Raw genomic sequence first — 26,242 nt, forward strand, 5'->3', positions numbered from 1 at the left:
TTTTTGGTAGCTCGCGTAACGCAGGTTTCTTTTTGGTTGGCATACATGCACCTCTTGCTCATGTTATGCCCGAACACAAAATTTCTGACACCCCCTGGTATCGATTCGCCCTAACGCCCGAAGCGTTTCGACTTCGTCGAGCTACTTTTGAAAAGCGACAGAAGTAACCCGCTGTAAGAGTGGAACCGATATCAGCGTCAAACTGGATAACGGACAATCACCCATACACAGCACCTGAGAAGCCACCCACCACAAGCGCTCGCCCCCACACAGATTGGCCTGTAAACTCGCGCCATTGCTGTCTGGAGTAACTTATGCGCGAAGAGCTGAACCAAGGCCTGATCGACTTCCTCAAGGCCTCCCCTACCCCGTTTCACGCTACCGCAAGCCTGGTGCAACGGCTCGAAGGCGCAGGCTATCAGCGCCTGGACGAACGCGAGCCGTGGCATACAGAAACCGGCGGCCGCTATTACGTCACCCGCAACGACTCCTCCATCGTCGCCTTCAAACTCGGTCGCCTGTCACCCCTGATTGGCGGCATCCGTCTGGTGGGTGCCCACACCGACAGTCCCTGCCTGCGGGTCAAACCGCAACCTGAACTGCAACGTCAGGGTTTCTGGCAACTGGGCGTCGAAGTCTATGGCGGCGCCCTGCTCGCGCCGTGGTTCGACCGTGACCTCTCGCTCGCCGGCCGCGTGACCTTCCGCCGCGACGGCAAAGTCGAAAGCCAGCTGATCGACTTCAAGCTGCCCATCGCGATCATCCCCAATCTGGCGATTCACCTTAACCGCACTGCCAACGAAGGCTGGCCGATCAACCCGCAGAACGAACTGCCGCCGATCCTCGCCCAGGTCGCGGGCGACGAACGTGCCGACTTCCGTGCCCTGCTGACCGATCAGCTTGCACGTGAGCACGGCCTCAACGCCGATGTGGTGCTCGACTATGAGTTGAGCTTCTACGACACCCAGAGCGCCGCAGTGATCGGCCTGAACGGCGACTTCATCGCTGGCGCGCGTCTGGACAACCTGCTGTCATGCTTCGCCGGTCTGCAGGCACTGCTCAACGCCGATGGCGACGAGACCTGCCTGTTGATCTGCACTGACCACGAAGAAGTCGGCTCCACGTCCGCCTGTGGCGCTGACGGCCCGATGCTGGAGCAAGTGCTGCAACGTCTGCTGCCCGAAAGCGACGACTACGTGCGCACCATCCAGAAGTCCCTCCTGATCTCTGCCGACAATGCCCACGGGGTGCACCCCAACTACGCAGAGAAGCATGACGGCAATCACGGACCCAAGCTCAATGCCGGGCCGGTGATCAAGGTCAACAGCAACCAGCGCTACGCCACCAACAGCGAAACGGCGGGGTTTTTCCGTCATCTGTGCATGGCCGAAGAAGTGCCGGTGCAGAGCTTCGTGGTGCGCAGCGACATGGCGTGTGGCTCGACCATTGGCCCGATCACCGCAGGTCATCTGGGCGTACGTACCGTGGACATCGGCCTGCCAACCTTCGCCATGCACTCGATCCGCGAGCTGGCAGGCAGCCAGGACCTGGCGCATCTGGTGAAGGTATTGACGGCGTTTTACGCGAGCGCCGAATTGCCCTAAGCGCTGAGGGGGATGAGCGCGCTCATGTGCGCGAGCGCGATTGCGGGGGGCAGCTGAGCAGGTATCGACTGACCCCCGCATTCGCTGCCGCCGTAACCCGCGAGTTCTGCGACAGGTCTTGGGCTGCTCGCCAAGTCTTTGGACATGCCGAAAATGCCCCTCGCCAAATACCGGACACCCCTCGTAAACTCATCAGTCCTGCCAACGCCCGGCTAGCTTCGCATCGCGGCGTCTGGTGCTTGTCGATTTGAGGTTCATTGCCTGGTGATTGCTTCCGCCCGCCTTTCCGCTTTGCCGCGTCTGTTGTTGATCTGTCTGCTGGCGTTTCTCCCTGTCGCGGTGACCCAGGCGGCCGGTCTGCCCGGGCTGCTGAACAGTCAAAAATCCCAGCCTCAGGCGCAGGAACCTTTAGGTCAGTCGCTGGACGAGGTGATCACGTCCCTGGAGAACGATCAACAGCGCAGCAAATTGCTGGACGACCTCAAGAAACTGCGCGACGCCACCAAAAAAGCCCAACCCGGCACCGCACAAGGGGTTCTGGGCTTGATCGGCGGCACGCTGTCTGAATTCGAAAGGCAGTTCACCGGCGACGACAGCCCCCTCAGCCGCTGGGGGGATGAAGTGGCGCTGGCCGAACAGGAGCTCGTCGGCCTGATGCTCCCTGCCAGTCAGTGGTGGCCGATCATCTTCAGCTTTGCGGTGGTGATCGCACTGTGGAGTCTGCTCGCCGCAGCCCTGATCTGGCTCAGTCACCGGGTCAGGGTGCGTTTTGGGCTGTCGGAAGAACTGCCGCAACATCCGCGTCCCACAGACATGCTGCGTTTCGCCTTGCGCAAGCTGGGCCCGTGGTTGATCGCTCTGGTGATCACGATCTATCTCAGCTACTCGCTACCGCCATCCCTGGGTCGTGACCTGGCCATGGTGCTGGCGTATGCGCTGGTGATCGGCACGCTGTTCTCGGCCATCTGCGTGATCGCCTTTTCGCTGCTCGACGGCCCGCATCGTCATCGGGCGCTTTACATCCTGCGGCATCAGGCGTTTCGTCCGCTGTGGTGGATCGGCAGCTTTGCCGCATTCGGTGAGGCGCTGAGCGATCCGCGTCTGGTCGCCAGTCTTGGCGTGCATCTGGCACACACCGCAGCGACCCTGGCCAACGTCATGGCGGCGATCTCCACAGGGTTGTTCATCATCCGTTTCCGCAGGCCGATCGCACACCTGATCCGCAATCAGCCGTTGTCCCGTCGCCTGAAACGCCGTGCGCTGAGCGATACCATCGAGATCCTTGGCAGCTTCTGGTATCTGCCCGCACTGGTGCTGGTGGGCGTATCGCTGTTCGCTACCTTTTTCTCGGCCGGGGACACCAGCACCGCCCTGCGCCAGTCGCTGATCTGCACGGTGCTGCTGGTGCTGTGCATGGTCATCAACGGTCTGGTGCATCGCCACTCGCAAAAACCTGCGCATGGCCATAAACGCCATGCGCTGTACTCCGAGCGTCTGAAAAACTTTTGCTACACCGTGGCGCATCTGCTGGTCTGGCTGTTGTTCATCGAGCTGGGCCTGCGCGTCTGGGGCCTGTCGCTGATCCGCTTCTCCGAGGGCGATGGCCATGACATCAGCGTGCGTATCCTGGGCCTGGCAACCACGCTGATGTTTGCCTGGCTGGTCTGGATTCTGGCGGACACCGCGATTCACCACGCCTTGACCCGTTCGCGCAAAGGCCTGGCCAATGCCCGCGCGCAGACCATGATGCCGCTGATTCGCAACGTGTTGTTCGTGACGATCCTGATCATCGCCGTGATCGTCGCGCTGGCGAACATGGGCATGAACGTGACGCCACTGCTGGCCGGTGCCGGTGTCATCGGTCTGGCCATCGGTTTCGGCGCGCAGTCCCTGGTGGCGGATTTGATCACCGGGCTTTTCATCATCATCGAGGACTCGCTAGCCATCGACGATTACGTAGATGTCGGCGGGCATCTGGGTACGGTCGAAGGATTGACCATTCGTACCGTGCGTCTGCGCGACATCGACGGCATCGTCCACACCATTCCGTTCAGCGAAATCAAGAGCATCCAGAACTACTCCCGCGAGTTCGGTTACGCGATCTTCCGCATCGCCATTCCGTCGAACATGAACATCGACGACGCCTTAAAGATGATCCGCGACGTCGGCCAGAAGATGCGCACCGACCCGTTGCAGCGCCGCAACATCTGGTCTGCGCTGGAGATTCAGGGTGTTGAAAGTTTCGATGCCGGCAACGCAATCCTGCGTGCACGCTTCAAGACCGCGCCGATCAAGCAGTGGGAGGTGTCCCGCGCGTTCAACCTGTCACTCAAGCGTTATATGGATGAAGCCGGGATGGATCTGGCAACGCCGCGTCTGAATGTACAGGTGAGCACCAGTGGCGGGAGCGTGACCGGGGTTCGCGGGAAGAAGGAAGAGGCTTCAGCTAACTGACGCAGCCCGTGGGCTTGAGCTTGCTTGCGAAGACGGCATTTCATCCCGCAGAGGCTGTGGGTGGAGTGCCGCTTTCCTGAGCAAGTTAATCCGCAGAGAACTCTGCCATTTGCAGCCGCAATGCTTGATTCTCAAATCTCCCCCACCACCGCGCTGACATGAATCGCATCGTGCCGCCAATACTCCAGATCGCAATCGATCAGGCGACCACGCTGATCATGGTTGACCCTGGCAATGCGCAAACCGGGGCTGCCAATGGAAACCTTCAGCGCCGCCGCAGCTTCTACGGGCAATGCTGTGGGGACTATCTCGAAACGCACCTGACCGTAAAGCGTCTGGTAATGACTGGCGTACAGCTCGGTCAATGACTGATTCAGATCGAACTTCAGAATGCCGGGAAAGTATTGCGGGTTGAGGTAATGCTCGACGTACAGAACCAGTCGCTCATCGATGCGCCGTGCGCGGCTGATCTGGATCACACTGGACAGCGCGGGCAGTTGCAGCAATCCGCAAACGACCGCCGAGGCCGGTTGCAGGCGCGCGGAGATGACCTGGGTTGCCGGGACCCGGCCCTGGGCCTGAACCATGGCGTGAAAATGGCTGCGACGCATCAGGTCATAGGCCAGGCGCGGCGGCGAGACGAACCATCCGCGACGTTCTTCCCGATAAATCAGGCCCCGCGCCTCGAGTTGCACCAATGCCTCGCGCAAGGTGATGCGTGTGGTATCGAAGACTTCGCTGAGCTTGCGTTCCGCAGGCAACTTGCTGCCCGGTGGCAACAGACCGTGCTCGATCTGCTCCTGCAAGGCGTTGCAGATGGTCGTCACCGCTCGAGGCACTTCTTGGCGCATTACGTTACCTATCTGGACTAGACCAGCGCTATTCAGGGGCAAGATACACCGCTGCCTGGCCCTTGTCGGTGCCATAAAGCCTAGGCAGCGTAGATGACCGTTGCGTGACAATCCAGCTTGAACCGCTTGGGCTGCCTGATCTTATACGGGCCTTTACCCTTTCAGATCAGCGAGTTGGCCATGGTCTACGCTTACTTCACAGCCATAGCCCAAGCCTGCGCTTTCATCAGCAAGAGTCGGTCCAGACATGAAAATGTCATGTAACCGGCCTAACCTGGCTCAGGTATTGCTGACCTAGACCAGCTCTCTAGGCGTATCCACACGACATCCCACCCGCAATGAACACTTCACTGACCCTTTCCATAGCGGTATCGAGAAGTGTACGAAGGAGCTTCGAATGAAACACCTTTTGCTGGCATCACTCCTGGGTTCGGCTATCGCGCTGAGCACATCGGCCATGGCCGCGGACACCGACCTCAAAACGCTGGAAGCTGCCGCCAAAGCCGAAGGCGCGGTCAACAGCGTGGGTATGCCCGATGACTGGGCCAACTGGAAAGGCACCTGGACCGACCTGACCGCCAAATACGGCCTGGTGCACATGGACACCGACATGAGTTCGGCACAGGAGGTGGCCAAGTTCGACGCGGAAAAGGATAACGCCAGCGCCGATATCGGTGACGTGGGTGCCGCCTTCGGCCCCATCGCCGTTGCCAAGGACGTAACCCAGCCCTACAAACCGACCACTTGGGATCAGGTGCCGGACTGGGCCAAGGATAAAGACGGCCATTGGGCACTGGCCTATACCGGCACCATCGCTTTCATCGTCAACAAAAAGTTGCTGCACGGTTCCGACGTGCCGAAATCCTGGGCTGACCTTAAAACCGGGAAATACAAAGTCACCATCGGCGACGTGGGCACCGCGGCCCAAGCAGCGAATGGCGTGCTGGCTGCGGCCATCGCGATGAAAGGCGACGAAACCAATGTCGCGCCCGGCCTGCAACTGTTCACCGAGTTGGCCAAACAGAAACGTCTGGGCATCAACAACCCGACCATCCAGACCCTGGAAAAAGGCGAAGTGGAAGTCGGCGTGGTGTGGGACTTCAACGGCCTGAGCTACAAGGCCAAGATGGCCAACCCGGATGACTACGTGGTGCTGATCCCATCTGATGGCTCGGTGATTTCCGGTTACACCACCCTCATCAACAAGTACGCCAAGCACCCGAACGCCGCCAAGCTGGCGCGCGAGTACATCTTCAGTGATGCCGGCCAGATCAACCTGGCAAACGGTAACGCCCGCCCGATCCGCGCCGAACACCTGAAGCTGCCGCCTGAAGTACAGGCCAAGCTGCTGCCCAACGAGCAGTACAAGAACGTGACGCCGATCAAAGACCCGGCAGCGTGGGAAAAAACCTCGAAGGCCCTGCCGCAGCAGTGGAACGAGCAAGTCATTGTGGAGATGCAGTGATTCGCGCCGTGGTGTATCACGGATAACACGCTGCCGTTCAGCGTATAGAAATGATCCTGTAGCAGTCCGGCTTGCCCACGGTGGCGTCCGCAATATCGCCACTGCCGGCAAGCCGGACTGCTACCAGGGTCTGCGACGACCCGCACAGAGAATTCGAACACCCCCGGAGAGGCCATGAAACACAACGTCATCCTGATTCTGCTGGACGGCCTGAGTTACAGCGTGGCGCAGCACGCGATGGGGCATTTGCTGGCCTACCGGAACGCAGACCGCGCAGCACTGTACAAGCTCGAATGTGAATTACCCGCCTTGTCCCGACCGCTTTACGAATCCATTCTCACCGGCGTTGCACCGATCGACAGCGGCATCGTGCACAACCATGTATCGCGCCTGTCCAACCAGCGCAGCGTGTTTCATTATGCCGCCGCAGCTGGCCTGACGACCGCCGCGGCGGCCTACCACTGGGTCAGTGAGCTGTACAACCGCAGCCCGTTCGTTGCAGCCCGCGACCGCCATACCGATGACCCCGGACTGCCTATCCAGCACGGCCACTTCTACTACGTCGATCACTATCCCGACTCGCACGTGTTCGACGATGCCGACCATTTGCGCGTAACGCATCAGCCGCATTTCCTCTTTGTTCACCCGATGAACATCGACGACGCGGGCCACAAACACGGCCTGGACAGCCCGCAATACCGCAACAGCGCACGCTCTGCCGATGTGATTCTCGCCGAGTACCTGCAGCGCTGGCTGGACGCCGGATATCAGGTGCTGGTGACCGCCGACCACGGCATGAACAATGACCGCTCGCACAACGGCATCTTGCCCGAGGAACGTGAAGTGCCGCTGTTCGTCATCGGCGATGCCTTCAGCCTCGATCCGGGGGCAAAACCCAAACAGACTGAGGTTTGCGGAATGGTGTGCGAACTGCTGGGCGTGCCCCACGACAAACCTGTCTGCACAGAGGTGCTCAAGTGAATTCACAGAGTCGCGGCAAATGGCTGGGGCTGTTGTGCCTGGTGCCGTTTGCGATTTTCTTCATCGCGTTTCAGATCGCGCCGCTGGCCTGGGTCGCGGTCAACAGCCTGCACTCGGACGCGGGCTGGGGCCTGGACAACTTCGTCAAGGCGTTCCACTCGCGCTTCTACCGCCAGGCAATGCAATACAGCCTGGAGATAAGTTTCTGGTCGAGCCTGATCGGCATCTTCATCGCCATCCTCGGCAGTTATTCACTGCGAAAAGTGCCGGGGCGGCTGCGGGACTTCGTCAGCGCCTTCGCCAACATGACCAGCAACTTTTCCGGCGTGCCGTTGGCGTTCGCTTTCATCATCCTGCTGGGTTTCAACGGTGCACTGACGCTGATTCTGAAGCAGGCCGGGATCATCGACGACTTCAACCTGTACTCCAAGACCGGCCTGATCATTCTCTACACCTACTTCCAGATTCCCCTGGGCGTGCTGCTGCTGTACCCGGCCTTTGATGCGCTGCGCGAAGACTGGCGTGAATCCGCATCGCTGCTGGGTGCCAGCAGCTGGGACTTCTGGCGGCACATCGGGATTCCGGTGCTCACCCCTGCCCTGCTCGGCACCTTCGTCATCCTGCTGGCCAACGCGCTGGGCGCCTATGCCACGGTGTATGCGCTGACCACCGGCAACTTCAACGTGCTGCCGATTCGCATCGCAGCGATGGTCGCCGGTGACATCACGCTGGACCCGAACATGGCCAGCGCGCTGGCCATGATTCTGGTAGGCATGATGACCCTGGTCACGGTGGTCCATCAGTGGCTGTTGAAGAGGAGCTACCATGTCTCGCGCTGAACATAGGCCGGTCGGGCTTTACCACCGGGTGGTGGTGTACATCCTGTTTCTGATTCTGCTGGCGCCGCTGCTGGGCACCTTCGTTTACTCGATCGCCACCAGTTGGTCGGCGACCATTCTGCCCGCAGGCTTCACTTACAAGTGGTACGTGGCGCTCTGGAGCGATCCACGCTTTCTCATGGCGTTCGCGCAGTCGTTACTGGTCTGCGTCGGTGCGCTGATCCTGTCGGTGGTGCTGATTCTGCCACTGCTGTTCGTGGTGCATTACCACTTCCCGAAACTCGACGCGCTGATGAACATCCTGATCCTGCTGCCGTTCGCCGTACCGCCCGTGGTGTCCTCGGTGGGCTTGTTGCAGCTTTACGGTGCCGGGCCGCTGGCGATGGTCGGCACGCCTTGGATTCTGATCGGCTGCTACTTCACCATCGCCTTGCCATTCATGTATCGGGCAATCACCAACAATTTGCAGGCAATCAACCTCGTCGACCTGATGGACGCCGCGCAACTGCTCGGCGCCAACACGTTTCAGGCGGCGTTTCTGGTGGTGCTGCCGAATCTGCGCAAGGGCCTGATGATCGCTTTGCTGCTGTCGTTCTCCTTCCTGTTCGGCGAGTTCGTGTTCGCCAACCTGCTGGTGGGCACACGCTACGAGACGCTGCAGGTTTACCTGAACAACATGCGCAACAGCAGCGGCCACTTCAACAGTGCGCTGGTGATTTCCTACTTCCTCTTCGTGTTGCTGCTGACCTGGGCGGCCAACCGTCTGAACAAGGACAAAGACTGATATGAGCTTCGTCACTGTCGAAAACCTGCAAAAGAACTACGCCAGCACCGCCGTCTTCAGCGATATCAACTGCGTGATCAACAAGGGCGAGTTCGTCACCCTGCTCGGCCCTTCCGGCTGCGGCAAATCCACCCTGCTGCGCTGCATCGCAGGGCTGACCCCGGTGACCCGTGGCCGGATCTTTCTCGACGGCAAGAACGTTGTTCCGGTGTCGCCGCAGAGACGCGGCATCGGCATGGTGTTCCAGAGCTACGCGCTGTTTCCCAACATGAACGTGGAGCAGAACGTCGCCTTCGGACTGCGCATGCAAAAGGTCAGCGCCGAAGAAACGAAGCAACGCGTCGCCCAAGTGCTGAAGCTGGTAGAGCTGAGCGAGTTGGCCAAGCGTTACCCGCACCAGATGTCCGGTGGGCAATGTCAGCGCGTGGCGTTGGCACGCTCACTGGTGACGCGCCCTCGCCTGTTGCTGCTCGATGAGCCCCTGTCAGCACTGGACGCACGGATTCGCAAGCACTTGCGTGAACAGATTCGCGCCATTCAGCAGGAATTGGGCCTGACCACTATCTTCGTCACCCACGACCAGGAAGAAGCGCTGACCCTGTCCGACCGGATCTTCCTGATGAATCAGGGCCGGATCGTGCAGAGCGGCGACGCGGAAACCCTGTACACCGCACCGGTCGATGCATTCGCCGCAGGCTTCATCGGCAACTACAACCTGCTCGAACCTGACGACGCCAGCCGTCTGATGCAGCGCCCGATCAACAGCCGCGTTGCGATACGCCCGGAAGCAATTGAGTTGAGCCTGACCGGCGCGCTGGAAGGTGAAGTGCGCAGCCACAGCCTGCTGGGTAACGTGATCCGCTACCGGGTCGAGGCGCGCGGCGTCGAACTGGTGGTCGATGTGCTCAACCGCTCGGCCAATGACTTGCACCCCAACGGTCGACGCGTCACCCTGCACATCGAAGCGTCAGCGCTGTGTGAAGTCGCTTAAAGAGTAGCGACAAGTGACGAGCTGCAAGCTACAAGAAAAACCGCATTACTGCGGCTCCCTCTTGCAACTCGCCGCTCGAAACTTGCCACTGTGCGCCGTACACCGGCCCCATCGACAATGTTTTAAGGAGCGCGCGCATGGCGTTAGCCATTTTTGACCTGGACGAAACCCTGATTCACGGCGACTGCTCAAGCCTCTGGAGCGAGCAGATGGGCCGGCTGGGCTGGGTCGATCCCGAGTCGTTCATGAACAAAGACCATCAGCTGATGGAGGCCTACAGCAAGGGCGAGCTGGCGATGGAGGACTACATGGTCTTCAGCCTGGATCCGATGATTGGCCGCACGCCGCAGGAGGTGGAGTTCCTGGTGGGCCCGTGGGTCGAGGACTTCATCGAGCCGATCATCTTTAGCGACGCGACCAAAGCCATCGCCCAACACCGTGCCGCCGGCGACCGCATCCTGATCATTTCCGCCTCCGGCATGCATCTGGTAAAGGCCATCGCCGAGCGCATCGGTGTGGATGAAGTGCTGGCCATCGACCTGGAAATCATCCACGGTGTCTACAGCGGCCAAACCACAGGCGTGCTCACCTACCGCGAAGGCAAGATCACTCGCCTGCTGCAGTGGCTGGATCAGGAAGGCGAAAACCTCGAAGGCGCGAGTTTCTATTCCGATTCGCGCAATGATTTACCGCTGCTGCAGAAGGTGGATTTCCCCCATGCAGTCAATCCCGACCCTGCGTTGCGCGAGGTTGCAGAAGAGGCCGGGTGGCCGATTCATCACTGGAGGTAAGCACCCGGGGCTGCCCGCTTGCAGCCCGTTATGGCCGGACCGACGGTAGCAAAACCTGTCATTTCTGACAGTAGGCAGAATCTGCACTCCAGCGCTTAATTACTCCTCTGTCTAACTGACACGGAGTCATTCCAATGGATGCCACCCCTACCTCATCTTCAGCTCTCACTCCTCTTGCTTTCCACGCATTGATGGACTTGGAGATTCCCGGCGCCATAGGCCCTCTCCCAGACGGGTCTTTGGGGATCAACATCGCCGCAGCACAGACCAACTTCCCCCTGCAGGGCCTGCAGTTGTACATCCAGCCCTGGTCTGACATGGCCACTGGCAACAGCTATCAGATTATGCTCGACAACAGACAAGTAGCTTCGGGTGTCCTCGGAGAAGGTGAGGCAAACGCGCGCGTAGTCGCGTTCGTGCCCAGCTCAAACCTGATCAACGCTAGCGGTCAGCATAGCTTGAGCTATGTTATTCGGCGCCCCGGACAAAACCCCGAGCAGTCTGGCGAGCTACAACTAACCGTCAAACAAAATGCCCCGGGAGGGGTTGATGAGGATGGCAGTACGCCCGGACATTCGGAGCTGAATTTCTCGCTCCCCGACAACATAGAGCAAGGCGGCGTGGACGCTGCGGATGCCAAGGCCGGCGTGATCGCCACCATCCATCCTTATCCGAATATGGCCGAAGGTGATGACATCAAGTTGTCCTGGGGCGGCCAGTTTGTCCATCATCATCCGGTCAGCCAGGCGGAAATCAACAAGGACATCAAGATCATCATCGACGAGCAAACCATTCTCGCGGCGGGTGACGTCGACGATCCAGGATTGTCGGTAACGTTCGAAGTCTATGATCTGGTACTCAACCGCTCTTCTGACTGGAGCGCCGAAAAGCGTATCACTGTTGATACAGGTAACTCACGCCTGGATGCCCCCTTCGTCGAAGAGGCCGTGAACGGTACATTGGATCTGGATGTTCTGGGAGCCGCAGTTGCAACACTGCAAATCTGGGCAGCCAGTGCTAACTTCGCCCTTGGTGACCAACTGATCGGGAGGGTCTCAGGGACCGCCGACGACGGCGCGCTGGTGAGTTATGAGTCACCCGCCGTAACCGTTAACGCACTCAACCGGGTCTACGTGATACAGATCCCAAACGCGATCGTTCGTCGTCTGGCCAAAACGCAGGCGGTTTTTTCCTACACCCGAACCCGAGCAGGCAACATTACCCGCTCGCGTAGCCAATTCGTCAACGTCATAGGCAGCGCTGTCGGTATGGCGGCGCCTATCGCCAAGGATGCGGTACAGGGCGCACTCGCCCCTGAGCTGACAAGAACCTATATCGAGATCCCCTGGGATGACAACATGGCCTCAGGCGATCAAGTCACTTTGCGCTGGATCGGCATCCGCGCTGACCTCACGGTCTACGACCCCGTCTTGGCCCCACGCTCCATCACCGGTCGCGATGAGGCCAACAAACTCCCCCTTTCCATCATTGTGGACGGTGTCCACCTCAGAGCGATTGACGGGGGTACGTTGCAGCTGTTTTTCGAACTGGCCAAGGACACTCCCGAAGGACCTGTCGTGCGAGAGTCTGCCAGGGCTACCTTACTGGCCGTCGGTGCGCCGCGAGCCGAATTGCCCCTACCCATTGTGGAGGGTGTCGAAGACGGCGTAATAAACCCGGACCTGCCGGGCACCACGCTCACCGCTCCACGTTATTCGAACATGCAGATTGGCGATGTAGTGCATTACCTGTGGGATGGCACCCATACCGAAGAACTGGAGGACTCTCTCAGAATTACATCGTTCAGCAAAGACAAGGACGTCGTTTTCAACATTGAGGCCGAATTCATCAAGGGCAACGAAGAAGGCAGCGTAGCCGCTTCGTACTGGGTAGACCGTATCGAAGGGCGGCGCAGCAATTCCGAGATTCTCGAATTCAAGGTCGGCACGGAGCAACAGCTTCTGCCACCACCGAGAGTGCCCGGCAGCGAGGACGGCACGCTGGATCTGGCAGAAGTGCCCAATGGTGCGTCGGTTGTAATCGCCGCCTGGCTTGATATGGCCGTTGGTGACCAGGTTTACATGACCTGGGCCGATGATCAGGATACACCTGCCTTCACGCTAGACAGATCAATTCGAGGCAGCGACCTAGGTACAGACATAACTTTCACGGTGCCACTGGTCGAGGTGACGAAGAACGTTAACGGTAATGTGAGCGTCAGCTATCGGGTCGAACCCCTAGAGGGCGGCGATTTCTCCTCTCAGATTCATTCGTTCGATGTTCGCGATGAATTACCAATCCAGCTGCCCTTACCGGTCATCGTTGAAGCCGTCGGCGGCCTACTGGACCCCGAAAACGTGCTCAACGGAGCCAAAGTGCGCATCGCAGTCGAGGCTCAGCTCAAGACCGGCGATTCGGTGACACTGACCTGGGCAGGACAGCCGGGTAACGGCAGCGTTAAACCGACTCAACCGGTCGTTTCGAATGGCGAGTTGTTGATTCCGATCGCGTATGCCACGGTGAAAGCCAACGACGGCTTCCAGGTCACTCTCAGCTACACCGTCAGACGTGCTGATGGCACGGCTGAAGGCCCCTCACCCGCCAACAAATATGATGTCAAAAGCGCCATTGCCCCGGGGCTGCTTAACGTCATGGGGGCCCGATTCTGCCGTGGCACGTATAGGGCATCGGCAGGCCCGAGCAGGATCAGCGCCTTTAACGATACCACTGGTAATCCACTGGTCGCCGAATGGCAATACCAGGACGACACCACCTGGATTCAAGGCAACACCTGGGAGGACACCCGCCCTGAGATTGAGCTGCATGTGCGCACCAGCGACGACCATGTAGTGCTTAAACCTATCAATTTTATTGGTAACGGCAACGACACCACCACTGCCGGTGACGCAGCGCAGGTTGCTCATCGCGATATAGGTGATGTGGTGGGTTGGGGCCATGCGGCCTATGGCGGCGCGATCCCGGCCACGATCATCACCATGGACGATATCGTCGAAGTGTGCTGCACACGCAGTGCTTATGCCGCGCGTCGCGAGAATAGCCATGTGGTGGCGTGGGGAAATACTGTCGAGGGCGGCTCATTGGGCGCGGTAGCATCTGATAATTTCGTCTCGCTTTCAAGTAACAGCATTGCCTTCGCCGGTATCAAGGCCGATGGCAAAGTCTATGGATGGGGTAATGCTGCGGCAGGCGGTACGGTTCCAGACCCTATTCAGGCTTTCAGCGATATTACCCAGATAATAGGCGCGGGAACCGCATTTGCCGCAATTCGCAACACCGGTCAGGTAGTCGCTTGGGGGACGCCGGCGGCGGGCGGGGTAGTTCCTCCAGACATCGGAACCTTCACCGACATCATCAAGGTTTCCGGCAACTTCACTGCCTTCGCGGCTCTGCGACGCAATGGCCGAGTGGTGGCATGGGGTACTGCCGCCAATGGCGGTACAGTGAGCCAGGAAGCCGCCGCAGCCACCGTCGCCCAGTTGGGTGCCAGCACCGCTCGTGCTTTCTCGTTAATCACCACCTCCGGGCAGGTTGTGGCTTGGGGCGATCTGACCTACGGCGGCAATGTGCCCGCTGACATCAGGACCTTTACCGATATCCGGGAGGTCAGCGCAACCTGGCAGGCTTTTGCGGCATTGCGGGGCAATGGCCGAGTGGTTGCTTGGGGCGTCGACGCTGCAGGCGGAATCGTACCCCCCGATATCGCGACCCTGAACGACATTGTGCAGGTGGTTGGCAATTCCAAGGCATTCGCGGCACTACGCCGCAATGGGACAGTGGTCGCATGGGGAGACGCAACGGTTGGCGGCAATACCGCCGCGGTAGTGACTCAATTGATCAAGGTGAAAGCGGTCTACGCCAATAGTCAGAGTTTCGTCGCCTTGAGGTCCGATGGTGAAATCGTCACTTGGGGCAATGCGGCCGGTGGCGGTGACAGCAGTGCTGTCCAGTCGCTGCTGCGCAATCGGGTATCGTATGAACGTAGCCTGGCCGTCAGCAGTCAGGCACTCAGGTCACAAGGCGTGCTTAATCAAACGCGGCGTTCAATCAGCTCTCCCGCCGGATCGAAGTCTACCCGATCAATGTCATCGCTCAGCGCCTTCTCGTTGAGCCTTTCCCAGTGGGCCAAACCCCGGATCAGTGAAGCGCCGGGCGATCTGCTGGATCCAGGCAACAGCCCTGATCGTCCCATCGTGGTAGCGGTGCCACCGGGGGCGCTCCAATACAGGGATCGGGTCAACCTGTACATCGAGGATGACCTGTTCGACTACGCCATCGTGGGGCGCAACGGCCCTGGCAATGGTATTGAATACGATGTACCGGCCAGCGAGTTCATAGCTTATACCGGCGGACAAATGCGAGTGTGGTACGGCGTCGTGCCTAGCGGTGACACTGAGGAGCAACCCTCCGACATTCTGCTGCTGACCATCAGCGGTGGATTTGAGGACGACGCCACGCTGGACCTCAGCGCCCACAACTATGTTGTCGCAGAAGCCAAAGCGCCTGCAAAGATTCCGGATTTTGCGCAAGTGACCCGAACCGGCGACTGGGGGACCGGGCCCTATACCTACACCAGCTCCGACGAGAGTATCGCCACCGTGAATAGCAGTGGGACAGTCACTGCTCTGGCCAACGGCAAAACCACAATCACCGCCGAAGACAGCGTCGGTACGACTGCCAGCTACACCCTTACCGTGCAGGGGATCGTCGTCGTTCACTTCGTGACCGCCAGTGCCACATGGGCGGTGATGCAGAGTACGTGCGCGCAGCTTGGCCTGGAGCCGGTTTCGCTAACTGACATCAAGGCGCTGTGGAGCCGCTACGCCGATAGCTTGCCGGTTACCACATACCTGGGATGGCTTAATTATCCGTTCTGGACGAACGACTCAGCTGGAGCAGGTACGTACTGGACCTACGACCTAAGCGGCAGCGACATCAATCAGAACGCCAGTGCCGCAGACGCAGAGTTGCCCATGCAGGCACTGGGCATCTCACGGACAGGAGCAGGAGTTTCAGCTGCGCCCGCAACTGGTCAGCAGTAACCACAAAGGTATCCGCCCGGTCTATTGGGCCGGGCGGTTCTGCGGCTTTGCACACTTATGTCAGGACGACGATGAACATGCTATCGACCGCCATCAAGAGGGTGGCCCTGTTGCTATTACTCTACGCACTCAACGCCCAGGCTGCCCTCACCGGCCCGGAAACGACGCAGCTACTCAACAACCGCTACCAGAGCACCACTACCACCTGCGCAGCCAGCAAACCTGCCTGGTATTGCAACGGCGTACTGGTGAAAACGCGAACACCTGTAGCAGGCCAGCCGTTCTGGCAGCATGACAGCAACGCCACAGCCCTGGGCGCCGAAGGCGTGGTCTATCTACGCAAGGATCTGGGCATATCCCAACTCACTCAAGCCAACGGCGTGATCTTCAGTGACCTGTTCACGGCCATCGGCGAAGGCAAGACGCTGGACGTGCTCTGTGCCTACCCTTTCACTCAGGAGCTGGACGCCAGCCGAAGCGATTACGGTTGCGCCCTGATGACCTCAGCGACGACCGCCGATGTGAGTTCCTGCGCAGCCCTGGGAGTGACCGACAGTCCGACCTGGCTTGCGCATTTTCAACAATCGGGCAATCAGCCGGCACAGCAATGTTCACTGAGCAGTCTGTTGCCTCAACAATTTGATGCCAGCCTCAAGGCCCACCGAGGGTTGGGCAGTGAATGGTCGGCAAGAGCCAATCGCTTACAAGTACGCAACTGGGACGCCAGCATCCCTCAGAGAGTGCCTGTGCAAGCGCTGTTCTATGACATCAATCAAGTGGGTACGCTGACCGCCGCACAGAAGGACCAGCGCGATTACTTTAACGCCACCGGCCAGTGGCTGCCTGTGTTGCGTATGAACCTGAACGACAGCGATGGACAAGTATTTGGCTTCAATGGCCAGGACCAGCTGTACGTCGGCTACGCGATTGCCGCAGGCATGAACGCACGCTATACCGACACGCGCCCCGAATGCTCGAATCAACAGGCGGCGTATTTCTGCAACGGAATATTATTCCGTTCGAATGCTGCAACCACTGCCTTCCATGCCTGGGACCCAAGCCCCGGCTCGGTGAGAAATAATGGTGTGTCGTTTTCTTATATCCGCAGCGATATCGTGATTAGCAGCGTGGTCTACAACCGGCACTTTGGCTTCACCTTCAAGGAACTGGCCGCTCCCGCCGTTTATACCCCCACCCTCCGCTGCGCATATCCGTACGATGCAGGGACCAGCGGGAGCCCTGACCCCTGCACCTTCCGCCAGGTATGCAGCGCCATTGGTATAACCAGCGTGGACTTGTGGCTCGCTCGCTATCGCGGCAATCCTATTTTGGGGTGCGCATTCAGCGCCGACGCCGAACAGTTTCAGTTGAGCATCGACGTACGCAAAGCCATTCCCAACAGAGTCGACTGGAACGAAATCATGCTGGCGGCGTGGCCTCTAAGCATTCCAAACCAGTTACCGCTGGAGTCTTTGTATTACCAAAGCGACAGCGGCGGATTGCCCAATGCCCAGTTCATCCAGAATGACTATTTCCAGCAGACCGGACGCTTTCTTCCGATCATGACTATGAATCTGGGAGCACCAGGCGGAGTGATGTTCTCTTATGATCCTGCGCAACAACTTGCGCCTGGGGCGCCTTCGCTGAGTTCATTTGGCACCAGACCGCAAAGCACAGTCCCACCGCCATAGTGCGGTGCAACCGAGTGACACCCCACAGACCCCATACCAATAAGCATCAGCTCACGCTCCACCATCGCTGCAGATAAGGAGATCACCATGAGACGCTACTCATTAACGCTATTTCCCGCCCCGGATACTGGGCTCTCGACACTCGTATTGCGACCATTATTGATCAGCGACCTGGTCACGCCGGTAGTCGGCGGCGATGGCGGGGTCAACGCGCAAATGGTCTCAAGACCGTCGGGTCTGCTGGTCAGCGTGGACCCTTGGCGGTCCATGTCGATAGGAGATCATGTCGCTGTTTATTGGGACGATATCAAGGCAGCTGAACGCCTGATCGGGCGTCCGGAAGAAGTAGATGAAAGGGTTCTGTTTTTCATTCCCAAGGATCTGGTCGTTCCGGAATGGGCGGAAAAGGTGTTTTATCGGGTGACCCGCCAAGGCTCCACAACCTCCGAGGACTCAGCGCCATTAAGGATCAGAGTCAAGCTTGACCTGCCCGCCGGAACAGACAGAGAGCCGCACCTGCCAGGTCACTCGGAGCTCCTTTCCCCCGTTCTGCCAAAAGAGGTAATCGACAATGGTGTCGATGAGAAATGGGCCGCCGCCGGTGTACCCGTCCAGATCGCCGCCTACCCTGGGCGAGCCGCTCAGGACACGATAAGACTCGAGTGGGGCGCGGCCGAGATTTCTCGTGTTGTCACGCCATCAGAAGCCGCAGATACAACGTCCATTACCATCAATGTCGATCAGGCAACGATTCTGGCCGGGGGGGATGATCCTCAACTCAGAGTGATCTACGAGGTGTTTGATGAGGTATGGAATTTCGCCACAGACTGGTCCCGCTATACCACCGTAAGCGTAGAAGCCGGTGCGCAACAGCTGCGGGCGCCCTTTATCGCTGAAGCCGTAAACAGCATCATAGATCTTGGCCAGTTGGGCACTCGCGATGTCACCATCGAGATAAACCTAGGGGGCCCGCCGTTCGCACTTCGTGACTCGGTCACCATGACCTGGGCAGGTACGAGCGCAACGGGCTCGCCGGTGAATTACACGCAGACCTTCATCCTGGACAACATCCCTACGATTTTTGAAGCCAAAGTTCCCAATGCAACTGTCCGCGCCATCCTGGGTGGACGTGCAATCGCGTCCTATGTGCTGAACAAGGCCGATGGTTCGGCACCGCAATCGTCCAGACGAGCAACTGCCAGAATCACAGGACAAATCAGACTGCCCGCCGCGACGGTCTTTGAGGCCGTCGGCGATACACTCGATCCGAACCTTGAGCGGGCCCATGTGCAGATCCCCGTTTATCCTCTAATGGCGGATGGCGACCTGATCAACGTCATCTGGCTAGGCACACTGCAAAACGGCACACCGTACCTTTATGAGGCAGAGCGATTTGTGTCGGCCAACGAGGTTGGCGTAGTGATTCATATTCAGATCGCGGCGGCACATATCCTTCCGCTCGCCAATGGTGAGCTGGATCTCAGTTACCGGGTATCCAACGACAACCTGGCCGCCCTTGACGTGCGCGTTTCGGACCACGAAATATTCAACGTCACTCAACGCGACGCGCAACTGCCCGCCCCGTCCGTGGACGAAGCCGCTGGCGGCCTGCTGGATCCTGCGCGGGTGCCTGTGCAAGCCACGCTGCAGGTGGCCTACACCGGCACTGTCGTAAACGATATCCTGACCTGGTACTGGCAAGGTGATTCGCTAAGCGGCAGCGCCAGTGATTGGGTTCCCACTACCACCTTGACCGCCGGCAAGCCGGTAACGTTCTACGTTCCCAGAGCGGTGATCGAACCTAACATCGGCAAGACGGTGAAGGTGTACTACAGCTTGAAACTAGCGAATACAGGGATGTACCAGTATTCGAGAGTACTGGAATTGACAATTGGCACGCCTCTGGATACGTGAACTGAAGGCTGATCACTAAAGTGACCCCGCCAGTAACGGCGGGGTCACTTTTTACCAGCTATACCGCAAACCGACGTTCGCGCCGAATGGCTGTTCGATATGCTGACCATTGGAGTAATCGAAGTCGGCGTGCAACTGCAGGTTATCGGAGAAGGCAACCGCAACACCGGCGCCCAGCTCCGCACGGGAACCGGACAGGTCGTTGTTGAACGTGTTGTTGTTGACCTGAACCTTGTTGTTTTTGGCGAACTCATGCACACCGGCTGCCCGAACGTAAGGCTGCACCACCTTGCCATCGCTGAGGGTGAAATTGCGACCTGCGGTGGCGCCGGCCTTGCCCAGCAACGAACGCGTACGATCACCTTCGGCCTGCATGTCGTTGTTCAGACGGTAGTCCTTGCCCTGGATCACCACCGAAGAGAACTGGGTGAACGGTTCGACGAAATAGCCGTCGTCCAGTTTGATATGCCGGCCGAACTCCACCGAGCCACCCACCCCAAGGTTGTCATAGTCACCCTTGGCACGGGTGCCGTCGCTGATGCTCACTTTCGAGTCGTTGCGAAAGCGGTTGGCCTTGATCACGCCGTCGAAATAGTAACCGCTGTCCTGATCCAGCCAGGTGGTGTAGACGCCCGCGTAGTAGCTTTTCACGGTGCCTGATGTGCCACGATTCAGATCAAGATCAGACTTGCTGTGACCAGCAAGCACACCGACCAGCCAGTGACCGTCGCCGACCGGCAGCGGCGCATCGGCACCCAGCGAGAAACCCTGCTGCGTCTGCTGATAGCCAACGCCCGACGACTCACTCACATCGTACTTGTTGCCGTAGGTCCGAACCCAGCCACCGGCCTTGCCTCCGTTAAAACGCAGTTCACCCATACGGCTGCGCAACGAGGTCAGCTCGCCGTACCAGACGGTCGGCGCGGTGTTGAAAAGCGCCAGCACTGAAGCCGTACCGGGGCTGATGGTCTTGGTACTCGGATCGAGGAACCAATCAGTACCGCTGGAACCGTTGTCCACTGAACCCAGTGCATATGAAAAAGTGCCAACGTCCACCACCCCTGCCCCCGCCAGGGCAAATGTGGCATCCCCGCCGCCGGTGCGCACCACCGTCAGTGGCTCGGGCGACACCGGGTCGACACCGGAACCGGCGATCAGCAGCGAATGGGTGCCTGTGGCAGACCCCGTCACGTTCAGAACGTCATGCTGGTTGGTGGCGAAATCAACATCCATGACGAAAGTGCCGTTACCGGCCAGGGTTCCGACATCCAGCTGGAAGAACTCATTGGGGGCTCCGAACTTCACCGTACTGTCGTTGATGGACAGAACGCCAACACTGTTGGAAGCAACCATGTTCCAAATTGACTGATCAGCCAGCGTAAGGCCTTCAACATTGAGCAGGTTGCCGGTGAACTGGGAGCCGTTCTGCAGCGTCAGAGTGCCGTTACGACCGTCAGTGATCGTGTAATCGCCTGTAAACGCACTGCGCTCCAGCGCGACGCTGTCAACGTTGTCCACGTTGCCATTGAACTGCGAGCCATTGCGCAACGTGAGGTCGCCCGTGCGGGTGTCACTGATCGCGTAATTACCCTCGAACGAACTGCCGTCCAGCGTGGCACGGTCGACATTGATCAGGTTGCCGCTGAACTGCGAGCCGTTCTGCAGCGTCAGAGTGCCGTTACGACCGTCGGCGATCGTGTAATCGCCTGTAAACGCACTGCGCTCCAGCGCAACGCTGTCAACGTTGCTCACGTTGCCATTGAACTGAGAGCCATTGCGCAACGCGAGGTCGCCCATGCGAGTGTCACTGATGGTGTAATCACCCTCGAACGAACTGCTGTCCAGCGTGGCACGGTCGACATTGATCAGGTTGCCGGTGAACTGCGAGCCGTTCTGAAGGGTCAGGTTGGCAGCACGGCTATCATTGACCATGTATTCACCGGTGAACGAGCTGCCATCCAGCGCCGCACTGTCGACATTGATCAGGTTGCCGGTCAGGCTGGAGTTGTTGGCCATCGTCACGTGCGCGCTGCTGGTCTGGTCAGCGGTGATGTCGCCGGTGAGCGAAGCATTATCGAAAGTAAAGTTGCCCGTGCTGCCGTTGGTGACAGCGAATGTGCCGTCGAGCAAACTGTTGCGTACAAGGGCGTTGAGCGTGGCGTCACCGTTGATTTCCAGCGCGTTGCCGTTGCCACCCGTCAACGTAGTGCCGTCCAACAACTGGAGGTTGGCAACCAGACCCAGGCCGAAACCGTCGAAGGCGATGGCTGCGCCGTTGTCGCCTGTGACTGACGTACCGGAAAGGCTTATTGTCCCTTCGCGCGGAGCGGTGGGATCAGCGAAGTATTGAATGCCGTTGAGGCCGCCATGCACCGAGCCGCCCGTCACGCCGATTTCGGAAGAAAAAGCCCTGAGCCCGAAACCGTCGGCGCGCACGCCGCTGACCTGAACGTTGTTCAAAACGAGCGTGCTGTGGACCGATGTACTGACTCCCCCCAGGTTGCCCGTTACTGAACCACCACTCATCGTTACAGCGGAGCCTTGGCCAGTAGCAGCGGCTGAGTTCAACTCCAGACCTGTGGCGAATGCATTAGTTGTGGCGTTGATATCGGAATTGAGAATTTGTGCACTACTGGCAGTAAGTCTAAGTCCGGTACTGGCGGTACCACCGGTAATGTTCGCGCCTGCGATATCAGCCTGCGAGCCGATACCGAGGGTGATGTCTTGCGCTGAACTGCCGTCCGTCATATTTAAAGTCGCGCCCGTGGTCCTGATGGACTGGGTGTTGGCGCCATTGACATTGAGTGTTGCACCGCTTTGCACTTCCCAACTGTCCAGCAGCTCTCCGGGACGCAATGTCCGGGTCTCCCCAGGGGCGACGATCGATAAGCCATGAACGACCGGGCTGATGCCGAACAGCACAAAAGAACCAACGGCAGAGCGAACGAGCAAAGACATCCGTGTTGCCTTGAATACGGGCATAACGAGTTCCTTGAGTAAGTGGAGGGCCTCCGACTGCAAGAAAAAAATAAGGGTCGAAGGAAACTGGCGCGAAGACTACCGACCTCACTGCCAGTAAGATGTAGGATATTTCCGTGGTCTATGAGCGAAGCATCCTACAGTGACGGAAGGAAGTTAAATTTCACATGCGTAAAACAGCGAACTGTGCATGCAACGTTTTCTAACTCCGACCCTATAAGCAAAGCCGGATGTATCATCCGGCTTTGCTGTTTAGTGCCTAGTTCCTGTTAAGGAAAGGCGGAAAGCATGTGCCTCCTGGCGTGGTTGTCGATGCATAGATCTGTGCCCTGCCAATTTTGACCGGCGCGCCGCTGGTCCGGTAGGTCACTTTGACCAGACCCAACGCTCCGATAGGAAGGAGATGATCCTCATAAGGTTCCACTTGCAGCGTAAAACCCTCCTCGATCTGAGTAGCCGTTACTGTAATGGTATCGCTCCACTCATCACCGGCCGGCACATCCCCTAGATAGTCGCTGTACCCTTGAACGATCACCTCGATTTCATCGCCTTCCTCCAATGCCCCTGGATTAGGTGGAATTGCTACATTCAAATGATGATCTGAACCGACGAAAGATCTGCAGTTGAGAATGGGGGTGACGCCGTCGTTCATCAAATCTGCATCCGGGAAATCCGGCGCAGATAACTCGACAATCACCGCCTCACTGACATCTACCCCGGTCGGAGGGCACATCTCATAGTTGCCCCCTGTGACCTGATCGAGGGTGTAGAACACCGGCACATCAGTACTGACCGGCCCTTTGTCGATGGTTTCCCAAGCGATGGTGAAGGTGTAAGGCATACCGGCGTCTGCCGCGTCTGGCTCATATTCATCGGCCAGGTTATCGATATTGCCCCAATACAATCTCAGCCTAGAACCCGCGTCGATAGGATCATGCAGCTGCACAACCGCTGTTGCATCCAAGCCAATATCGTCGGCGTTGATCTTGTTGTCCTCGGCGTTGGTACCGCCCCCGCGAACCGTAACCGGTTTGAGGTTCGGGTTGATTGGATCGGGCCTTTCGGGGTTGACCGGGCCTGGCACGTACAGATCCACTTCGACGGTGACGAGATCGGAGTCGAATCTCCTTCTACCGCGCTCCACCCGATAACCAACCTGTGTGGGCACGGGAGTCGTGGAAGCTCCGAAAGCCTGCGCCAGAGCACTGTAGGGAATTTTCACCTGGATCGTATCGCCCGGGTTAACAACAATATAAGGGGCAATTTCGACGCTTCCCCATGTCACCACGATACGATCGTTGTGTAGCCAGTTCGCATACAGCTCGATCAGTACGCTATCGCGCCCCTCGCGCACATCGTCCAGGTTGAACTGTGTATCGCTGTCTTCGATCCCGGGTACACGGGGTGCTGGCAGCGGCTCGATGGGCAACGGCATGATAAGCAGATCGACTACAGCCGCATCGGACGCCTGTCCGCGGTTACCCACCTTATCCAACAGTCGGTAGGTTATATACAGTCTCCCGTCCGGCAGAGCGCGCAGACGGTCACCAGGAATGGGCACTTCGCGAGTCGCAGGATTAAATGACCCCTCATAGGCGGGTGTCCCGTCGGGATCGGGCGTCGATGCGCCCACAAAAACCTGCACCGTATCGCCCAGTTGCTCATCGTTATAGGCCGGAATAACCACTGCCAGCTTATCGCCATTGGCGGCCAGATATGCATCGGTCACGCCTTCTGCCTTGATCAGCGCATCATCTCGGAACGTTAGTACGTCGGGGGACTGGCCGCCATAGTGAGGCGCTTCTTTATCAATGATGAACGCGACCTCAACAGATTCCTCCTCAATATTGTTGTAGGTCTTGACCCTATAGCGCAGCAGGTATTGACCGTGACCGGGAAAGTTCTCTTGGAGGAAGGTGACCGACTTGTCGGGTTCACCCGGAGACGTCGGGCCGGGAATCGTACACTCCTGCGCCAATCTCCAAGTCAGGTCACCGCGGCGTCGGTATTCGAATGTGAGGATGTCGGAAAATACTGGAACGGGAGAACCATTAGGCCAAGCGGGAATCTGGATCTCCATGTCCTTTTCCTGATCCTCGCGAGGGACCAGACCGGCGAAGTCCGGATCACCTCCCCACCATACCGGTAATTTGGGGGCACTGAGTTCCTGAACCCCAGCGCCACTGCGTGAGCGATTTCCTTTTTCCAGATACCGGTTTACATAGTATTGAGCGATTATTTTTTGCTGAGCGTCCATGACAACTCTCCATGTATATAGATATTTAAACTTCCATTTCACTGTTCCCGCAATAACTGCAGGGCTTCACAAACAGGAATAACCGAGCACGCGGGTGTACTTGAAAAAATGACCACCGGTGAGTACGACGAATACTTTGCTGTTACGCAACTTGACAAGCGGCGGACGGGTTCCAAATAGCGCTCCATCACCCACGGAATTCAAATAGCCCTGGGGGGCTCGCATGTTCCACCGGCAGCTAACTTACGGGTGATTTTCACCAGTCCTTCATAAGAAAGAGCCGATTGCCCGTTACTTTTTTTCAATTGATAACGAGCGATCGCAGAACCTTCCAGGATAGGTTCGATGTGGGGCACATAGGGTTCAATCATCATGTCCTTGGAACCTGCCGACAGGTCGGCCGCGCTCACGGTGCCCGGAAACTCACCCTCGGTGCCCTCGATGGGTGTTATACCGTTGAGGGTTTCATACCCCTGCCAAGACAGGAGGATTTCATCGCCCACAGCGACTTCCCCTGGCGGGAAAGGCAGCCGAACCCTGATACCGTTCCAGGGTTCATTTGCGCAATTGATGTATCCATAAATAGTGGCATCCGGAAATTCCGGTTCTGGCAAGTCGGGTAACTCTGGAATGGGTACCAATTGCACATCGACGGCGGTTTGCAACGAAAAGGGGGTTTCGTTGCCTGCCCGATCACGGACTTTATACGTCAGGTAAAACGTGCCGTCTTTGCCGGAAGATCGAATAGCATCCCCTGACAGCGTCAATCGAATTTCCCCGGACACGATCTCCGGCGCCGTCACGGTTTTCGTATCGATTGGGCCAGACGTCGGTGGATTGTCCTGTGACCAGTAAAGACTGATGACGTCACCCTCACGGGCATCCAGATACAACGGCTGGGGGACGCGCAATTCGACATGGTCGCCATGATCGGCCAGGTATTCTTCGGTAACCCTGCCGTCCGCCAGATCGTCCGGCAGCAGCAGCGGCTGGAGCTGCTTGTCGAAACTCGGCGGCAGGCTGTCAAATGTAACGTTGCGGATATTCGATCCGCTGAAATAGCCGTTGAAACTTTTGACCACGTAACGGACTTCGCATCGTCCGTCAGTCGGCAAAGCGGATTTTTCGATGAACAGGGGGTACGGAAAGTCTCCGGGATTGAGCGGTCCCGGAAACGACATGCTCCGGACTTCATAGTCACCTGGCCCGGTTTTGAAATACAGCACCAACTGATCGTTAAATCCTGGCGGGGCAGGCACTGGCCAGAGCGGCACTTTGACTTCCAGGTCCTTGAGATGACTGCCGGCAGGCATTAACCCCTCAGGGTCATTCGCATCGATTACCCCGACCACTTCCACTTCTCCAAGGTTCATCGGGACGGGTTCAAAGTTGAAATCGAGATAGAAATCGGCGTCAACTTCGAGGTAGAGACCCAACCCGCTGACAGTTGAAGCGTCGTCATTGACCATTACATGCCACTCCAGTCCATGGAAGGGATTGTCTGCCGGGTATTACGATGGAGATGCCGCCGACAGAAGAACTGGATTCATTAGATGCGCCTGCAAAATCCATGTCTACTGT

15 protein-coding genes are annotated in these 26,242 nt (G+C 58.3%); 11 read left to right on the forward strand and 4 right to left on the reverse strand.

Annotated elements, in window-relative coordinates; genetic code table 11:
• Positions 1-314: 314 nt before the first annotated feature.
• Together EC915_RS21395 and EC915_RS21400 are read left to right on the forward strand one after the other, a co-directional pair.
• Positions 315-1,604, forward strand: coding sequence for a M18 family aminopeptidase (locus EC915_RS21395; protein WP_133752510.1), 1,290 nt, complete (start codon positions 315-317; stop codon positions 1,602-1,604).
• 264 nt (positions 1,605-1,868) lie between these two features.
• Positions 1,869-4,058, forward strand: coding sequence for a mechanosensitive ion channel family protein (locus EC915_RS21400; protein WP_256658800.1), 2,190 nt, complete (start codon positions 1,869-1,871; stop codon positions 4,056-4,058).
• 131 nt (positions 4,059-4,189) lie between these two features.
• On the opposite strand, the gene EC915_RS21405 is transcribed toward EC915_RS21400, so the two are convergent.
• On the reverse strand, positions 4,190-4,909 hold the full coding sequence (locus tag EC915_RS21405) for a UTRA domain-containing protein (RefSeq protein WP_133752511.1): 720 nt from the start codon (positions 4,907-4,909) through the stop codon (positions 4,190-4,192).
• A 397-nt stretch (positions 4,910-5,306) separates the two neighbouring features.
• Between EC915_RS21405 and EC915_RS21410 the strand changes: the two genes are divergently transcribed.
• The 9 genes from EC915_RS21410 to EC915_RS21450 all read left to right on the forward strand — a co-directional run bounded on the left by EC915_RS21410 (position 5,307) and on the right by EC915_RS21450 (position 19,425).
• On the forward strand, positions 5,307-6,374 hold the full coding sequence (locus tag EC915_RS21410; RefSeq protein WP_133752512.1) for an ABC transporter substrate-binding protein: 1,068 nt from the start codon (positions 5,307-5,309) through the stop codon (positions 6,372-6,374).
• 174 nt (positions 6,375-6,548) lie between these two features.
• On the forward strand, positions 6,549-7,355 hold the full coding sequence (locus EC915_RS21415) for an alkaline phosphatase family protein (RefSeq protein WP_133752513.1): 807 nt from the start codon (positions 6,549-6,551) through the stop codon (positions 7,353-7,355).
• Entirely contained in the window at positions 7,352-8,194 is an 843-nt protein-coding gene (locus tag EC915_RS21420) for an ABC transporter permease subunit (RefSeq protein ID WP_133752514.1), read from the forward strand. The genes EC915_RS21415 and EC915_RS21420 overlap by 4 nt, the downstream gene beginning before the upstream one ends.
• Entirely contained in the window at positions 8,181-8,978 is a 798-nt protein-coding gene (locus EC915_RS21425; RefSeq protein ID WP_133752515.1) for an ABC transporter permease, read from the forward strand. Before EC915_RS21420 ends, EC915_RS21425 begins: the two co-directional genes overlap by 14 nt.
• Position 8,979: 1 nt before the next feature.
• On the forward strand, positions 8,980-9,969 hold the full coding sequence (locus EC915_RS21430; protein WP_133752516.1) for an ABC transporter ATP-binding protein: 990 nt from the start codon (positions 8,980-8,982) through the stop codon (positions 9,967-9,969).
• Between the two features lie 137 nt (positions 9,970-10,106).
• The gene (locus EC915_RS21435) at positions 10,107-10,760 is read left to right on the forward strand and encodes an HAD family phosphatase (RefSeq protein WP_133752517.1); all 654 of its coding nucleotides are present in this window, start codon (positions 10,107-10,109) and stop codon (positions 10,758-10,760) included.
• Between the two features lie 134 nt (positions 10,761-10,894).
• Entirely contained in the window at positions 10,895-15,820 is a 4,926-nt protein-coding gene (locus tag EC915_RS21440; RefSeq protein ID WP_133752518.1) for an Ig-like domain-containing protein, read from the forward strand.
• A gap of 71 nt (positions 15,821-15,891) precedes the next feature.
• Positions 15,892-17,511 (forward strand): hypothetical protein, encoded by a 1,620-nt coding sequence (locus tag EC915_RS21445; protein WP_133752519.1) that lies wholly within the window; start codon positions 15,892-15,894, stop codon positions 17,509-17,511.
• Between the two features lie 87 nt (positions 17,512-17,598).
• The gene (locus EC915_RS21450; RefSeq protein WP_133752520.1) at positions 17,599-19,425 is read left to right on the forward strand and encodes a hypothetical protein; all 1,827 of its coding nucleotides are present in this window, start codon (positions 17,599-17,601) and stop codon (positions 19,423-19,425) included.
• Between the two features lie 51 nt (positions 19,426-19,476).
• Here the strand turns inward: EC915_RS21450 and EC915_RS21455 are convergent, their stop codons facing one another.
• From EC915_RS21455 to EC915_RS21465, 3 genes are all read right to left on the reverse strand, one after another.
• Positions 19,477-22,383 carry an autotransporter outer membrane beta-barrel domain-containing protein gene (locus EC915_RS21455; protein WP_256658802.1) on the reverse strand — a complete coding sequence of 969 codons (2,907 nt, stop codon included), beginning with the start codon at positions 22,381-22,383 and terminating at the stop codon, positions 19,477-19,479.
• Between the two features lie 280 nt (positions 22,384-22,663).
• Positions 22,664-24,661: a hypothetical protein gene (locus EC915_RS21460; protein WP_133752521.1), complete on the reverse strand. Its 1,998-nt coding sequence runs from the start codon at positions 24,659-24,661 to the stop codon at positions 22,664-22,666.
• 200 nt (positions 24,662-24,861) lie between these two features.
• Positions 24,862-26,130 carry a hypothetical protein gene (locus tag EC915_RS21465; protein ID WP_133752522.1) on the reverse strand — a complete coding sequence of 423 codons (1,269 nt, stop codon included), beginning with the start codon at positions 26,128-26,130 and terminating at the stop codon, positions 24,862-24,864.
• Between the last annotated feature and the right edge of the window lie 112 nt (positions 26,131-26,242).

The sequence above is a fragment of the Pseudomonas sp. LP_7_YM genome (assembly GCF_004364435.1).
GTDB lineage: Bacteria > Pseudomonadota > Gammaproteobacteria > Pseudomonadales > Pseudomonadaceae > Aquipseudomonas.

Bases quoted from the DNA above. Each gene is read 5' to 3' on its own strand.
- EC915_RS21425 (WP_133752515.1), top strand. From the start codon at position 8,181: ATGTCTCGCGCTGAACATAGGCCGGTCGGGCTTTACCACCGGGTGGTG.
- EC915_RS21430 (WP_133752516.1), top strand. From the start codon at position 8,980: ATGAGCTTCGTCACTGTCGAAAACCTGCAAAAGAACTACGCCAGCACC.
- EC915_RS21415 (WP_133752513.1), top strand. From the start codon at position 6,549: ATGAAACACAACGTCATCCTGATTCTGCTGGACGGCCTGAGTTACAGC.
- EC915_RS21445 (WP_133752519.1), top strand. From the start codon at position 15,892: ATGAACATGCTATCGACCGCCATCAAGAGGGTGGCCCTGTTGCTATTA.
- EC915_RS21410 (WP_133752512.1), top strand. From the start codon at position 5,307: ATGAAACACCTTTTGCTGGCATCACTCCTGGGTTCGGCTATCGCGCTG.
- EC915_RS21465 (WP_133752522.1), bottom strand. From the start codon at position 26,130: ATGGTCAATGACGACGCTTCAACTGTCAGCGGGTTGGGTCTCTACCTC.
- EC915_RS21440 (WP_133752518.1), top strand. From the start codon at position 10,895: ATGGATGCCACCCCTACCTCATCTTCAGCTCTCACTCCTCTTGCTTTC.
- EC915_RS21405 (WP_133752511.1), bottom strand. From the start codon at position 4,909: ATGCGCCAAGAAGTGCCTCGAGCGGTGACGACCATCTGCAACGCCTTG.
- EC915_RS21395 (WP_133752510.1), top strand. From the start codon at position 315: ATGCGCGAAGAGCTGAACCAAGGCCTGATCGACTTCCTCAAGGCCTCC.
- EC915_RS21460 (WP_133752521.1), bottom strand. From the start codon at position 24,661: ATGGACGCTCAGCAAAAAATAATCGCTCAATACTATGTAAACCGGTAT.
- EC915_RS21435 (WP_133752517.1), top strand. From the start codon at position 10,107: ATGGCGTTAGCCATTTTTGACCTGGACGAAACCCTGATTCACGGCGAC.
- EC915_RS21455 (WP_256658802.1), bottom strand. From the start codon at position 22,383: ATGTCTTTGCTCGTTCGCTCTGCCGTTGGTTCTTTTGTGCTGTTCGGC.
- EC915_RS21450 (WP_133752520.1), top strand. From the start codon at position 17,599: ATGAGACGCTACTCATTAACGCTATTTCCCGCCCCGGATACTGGGCTC.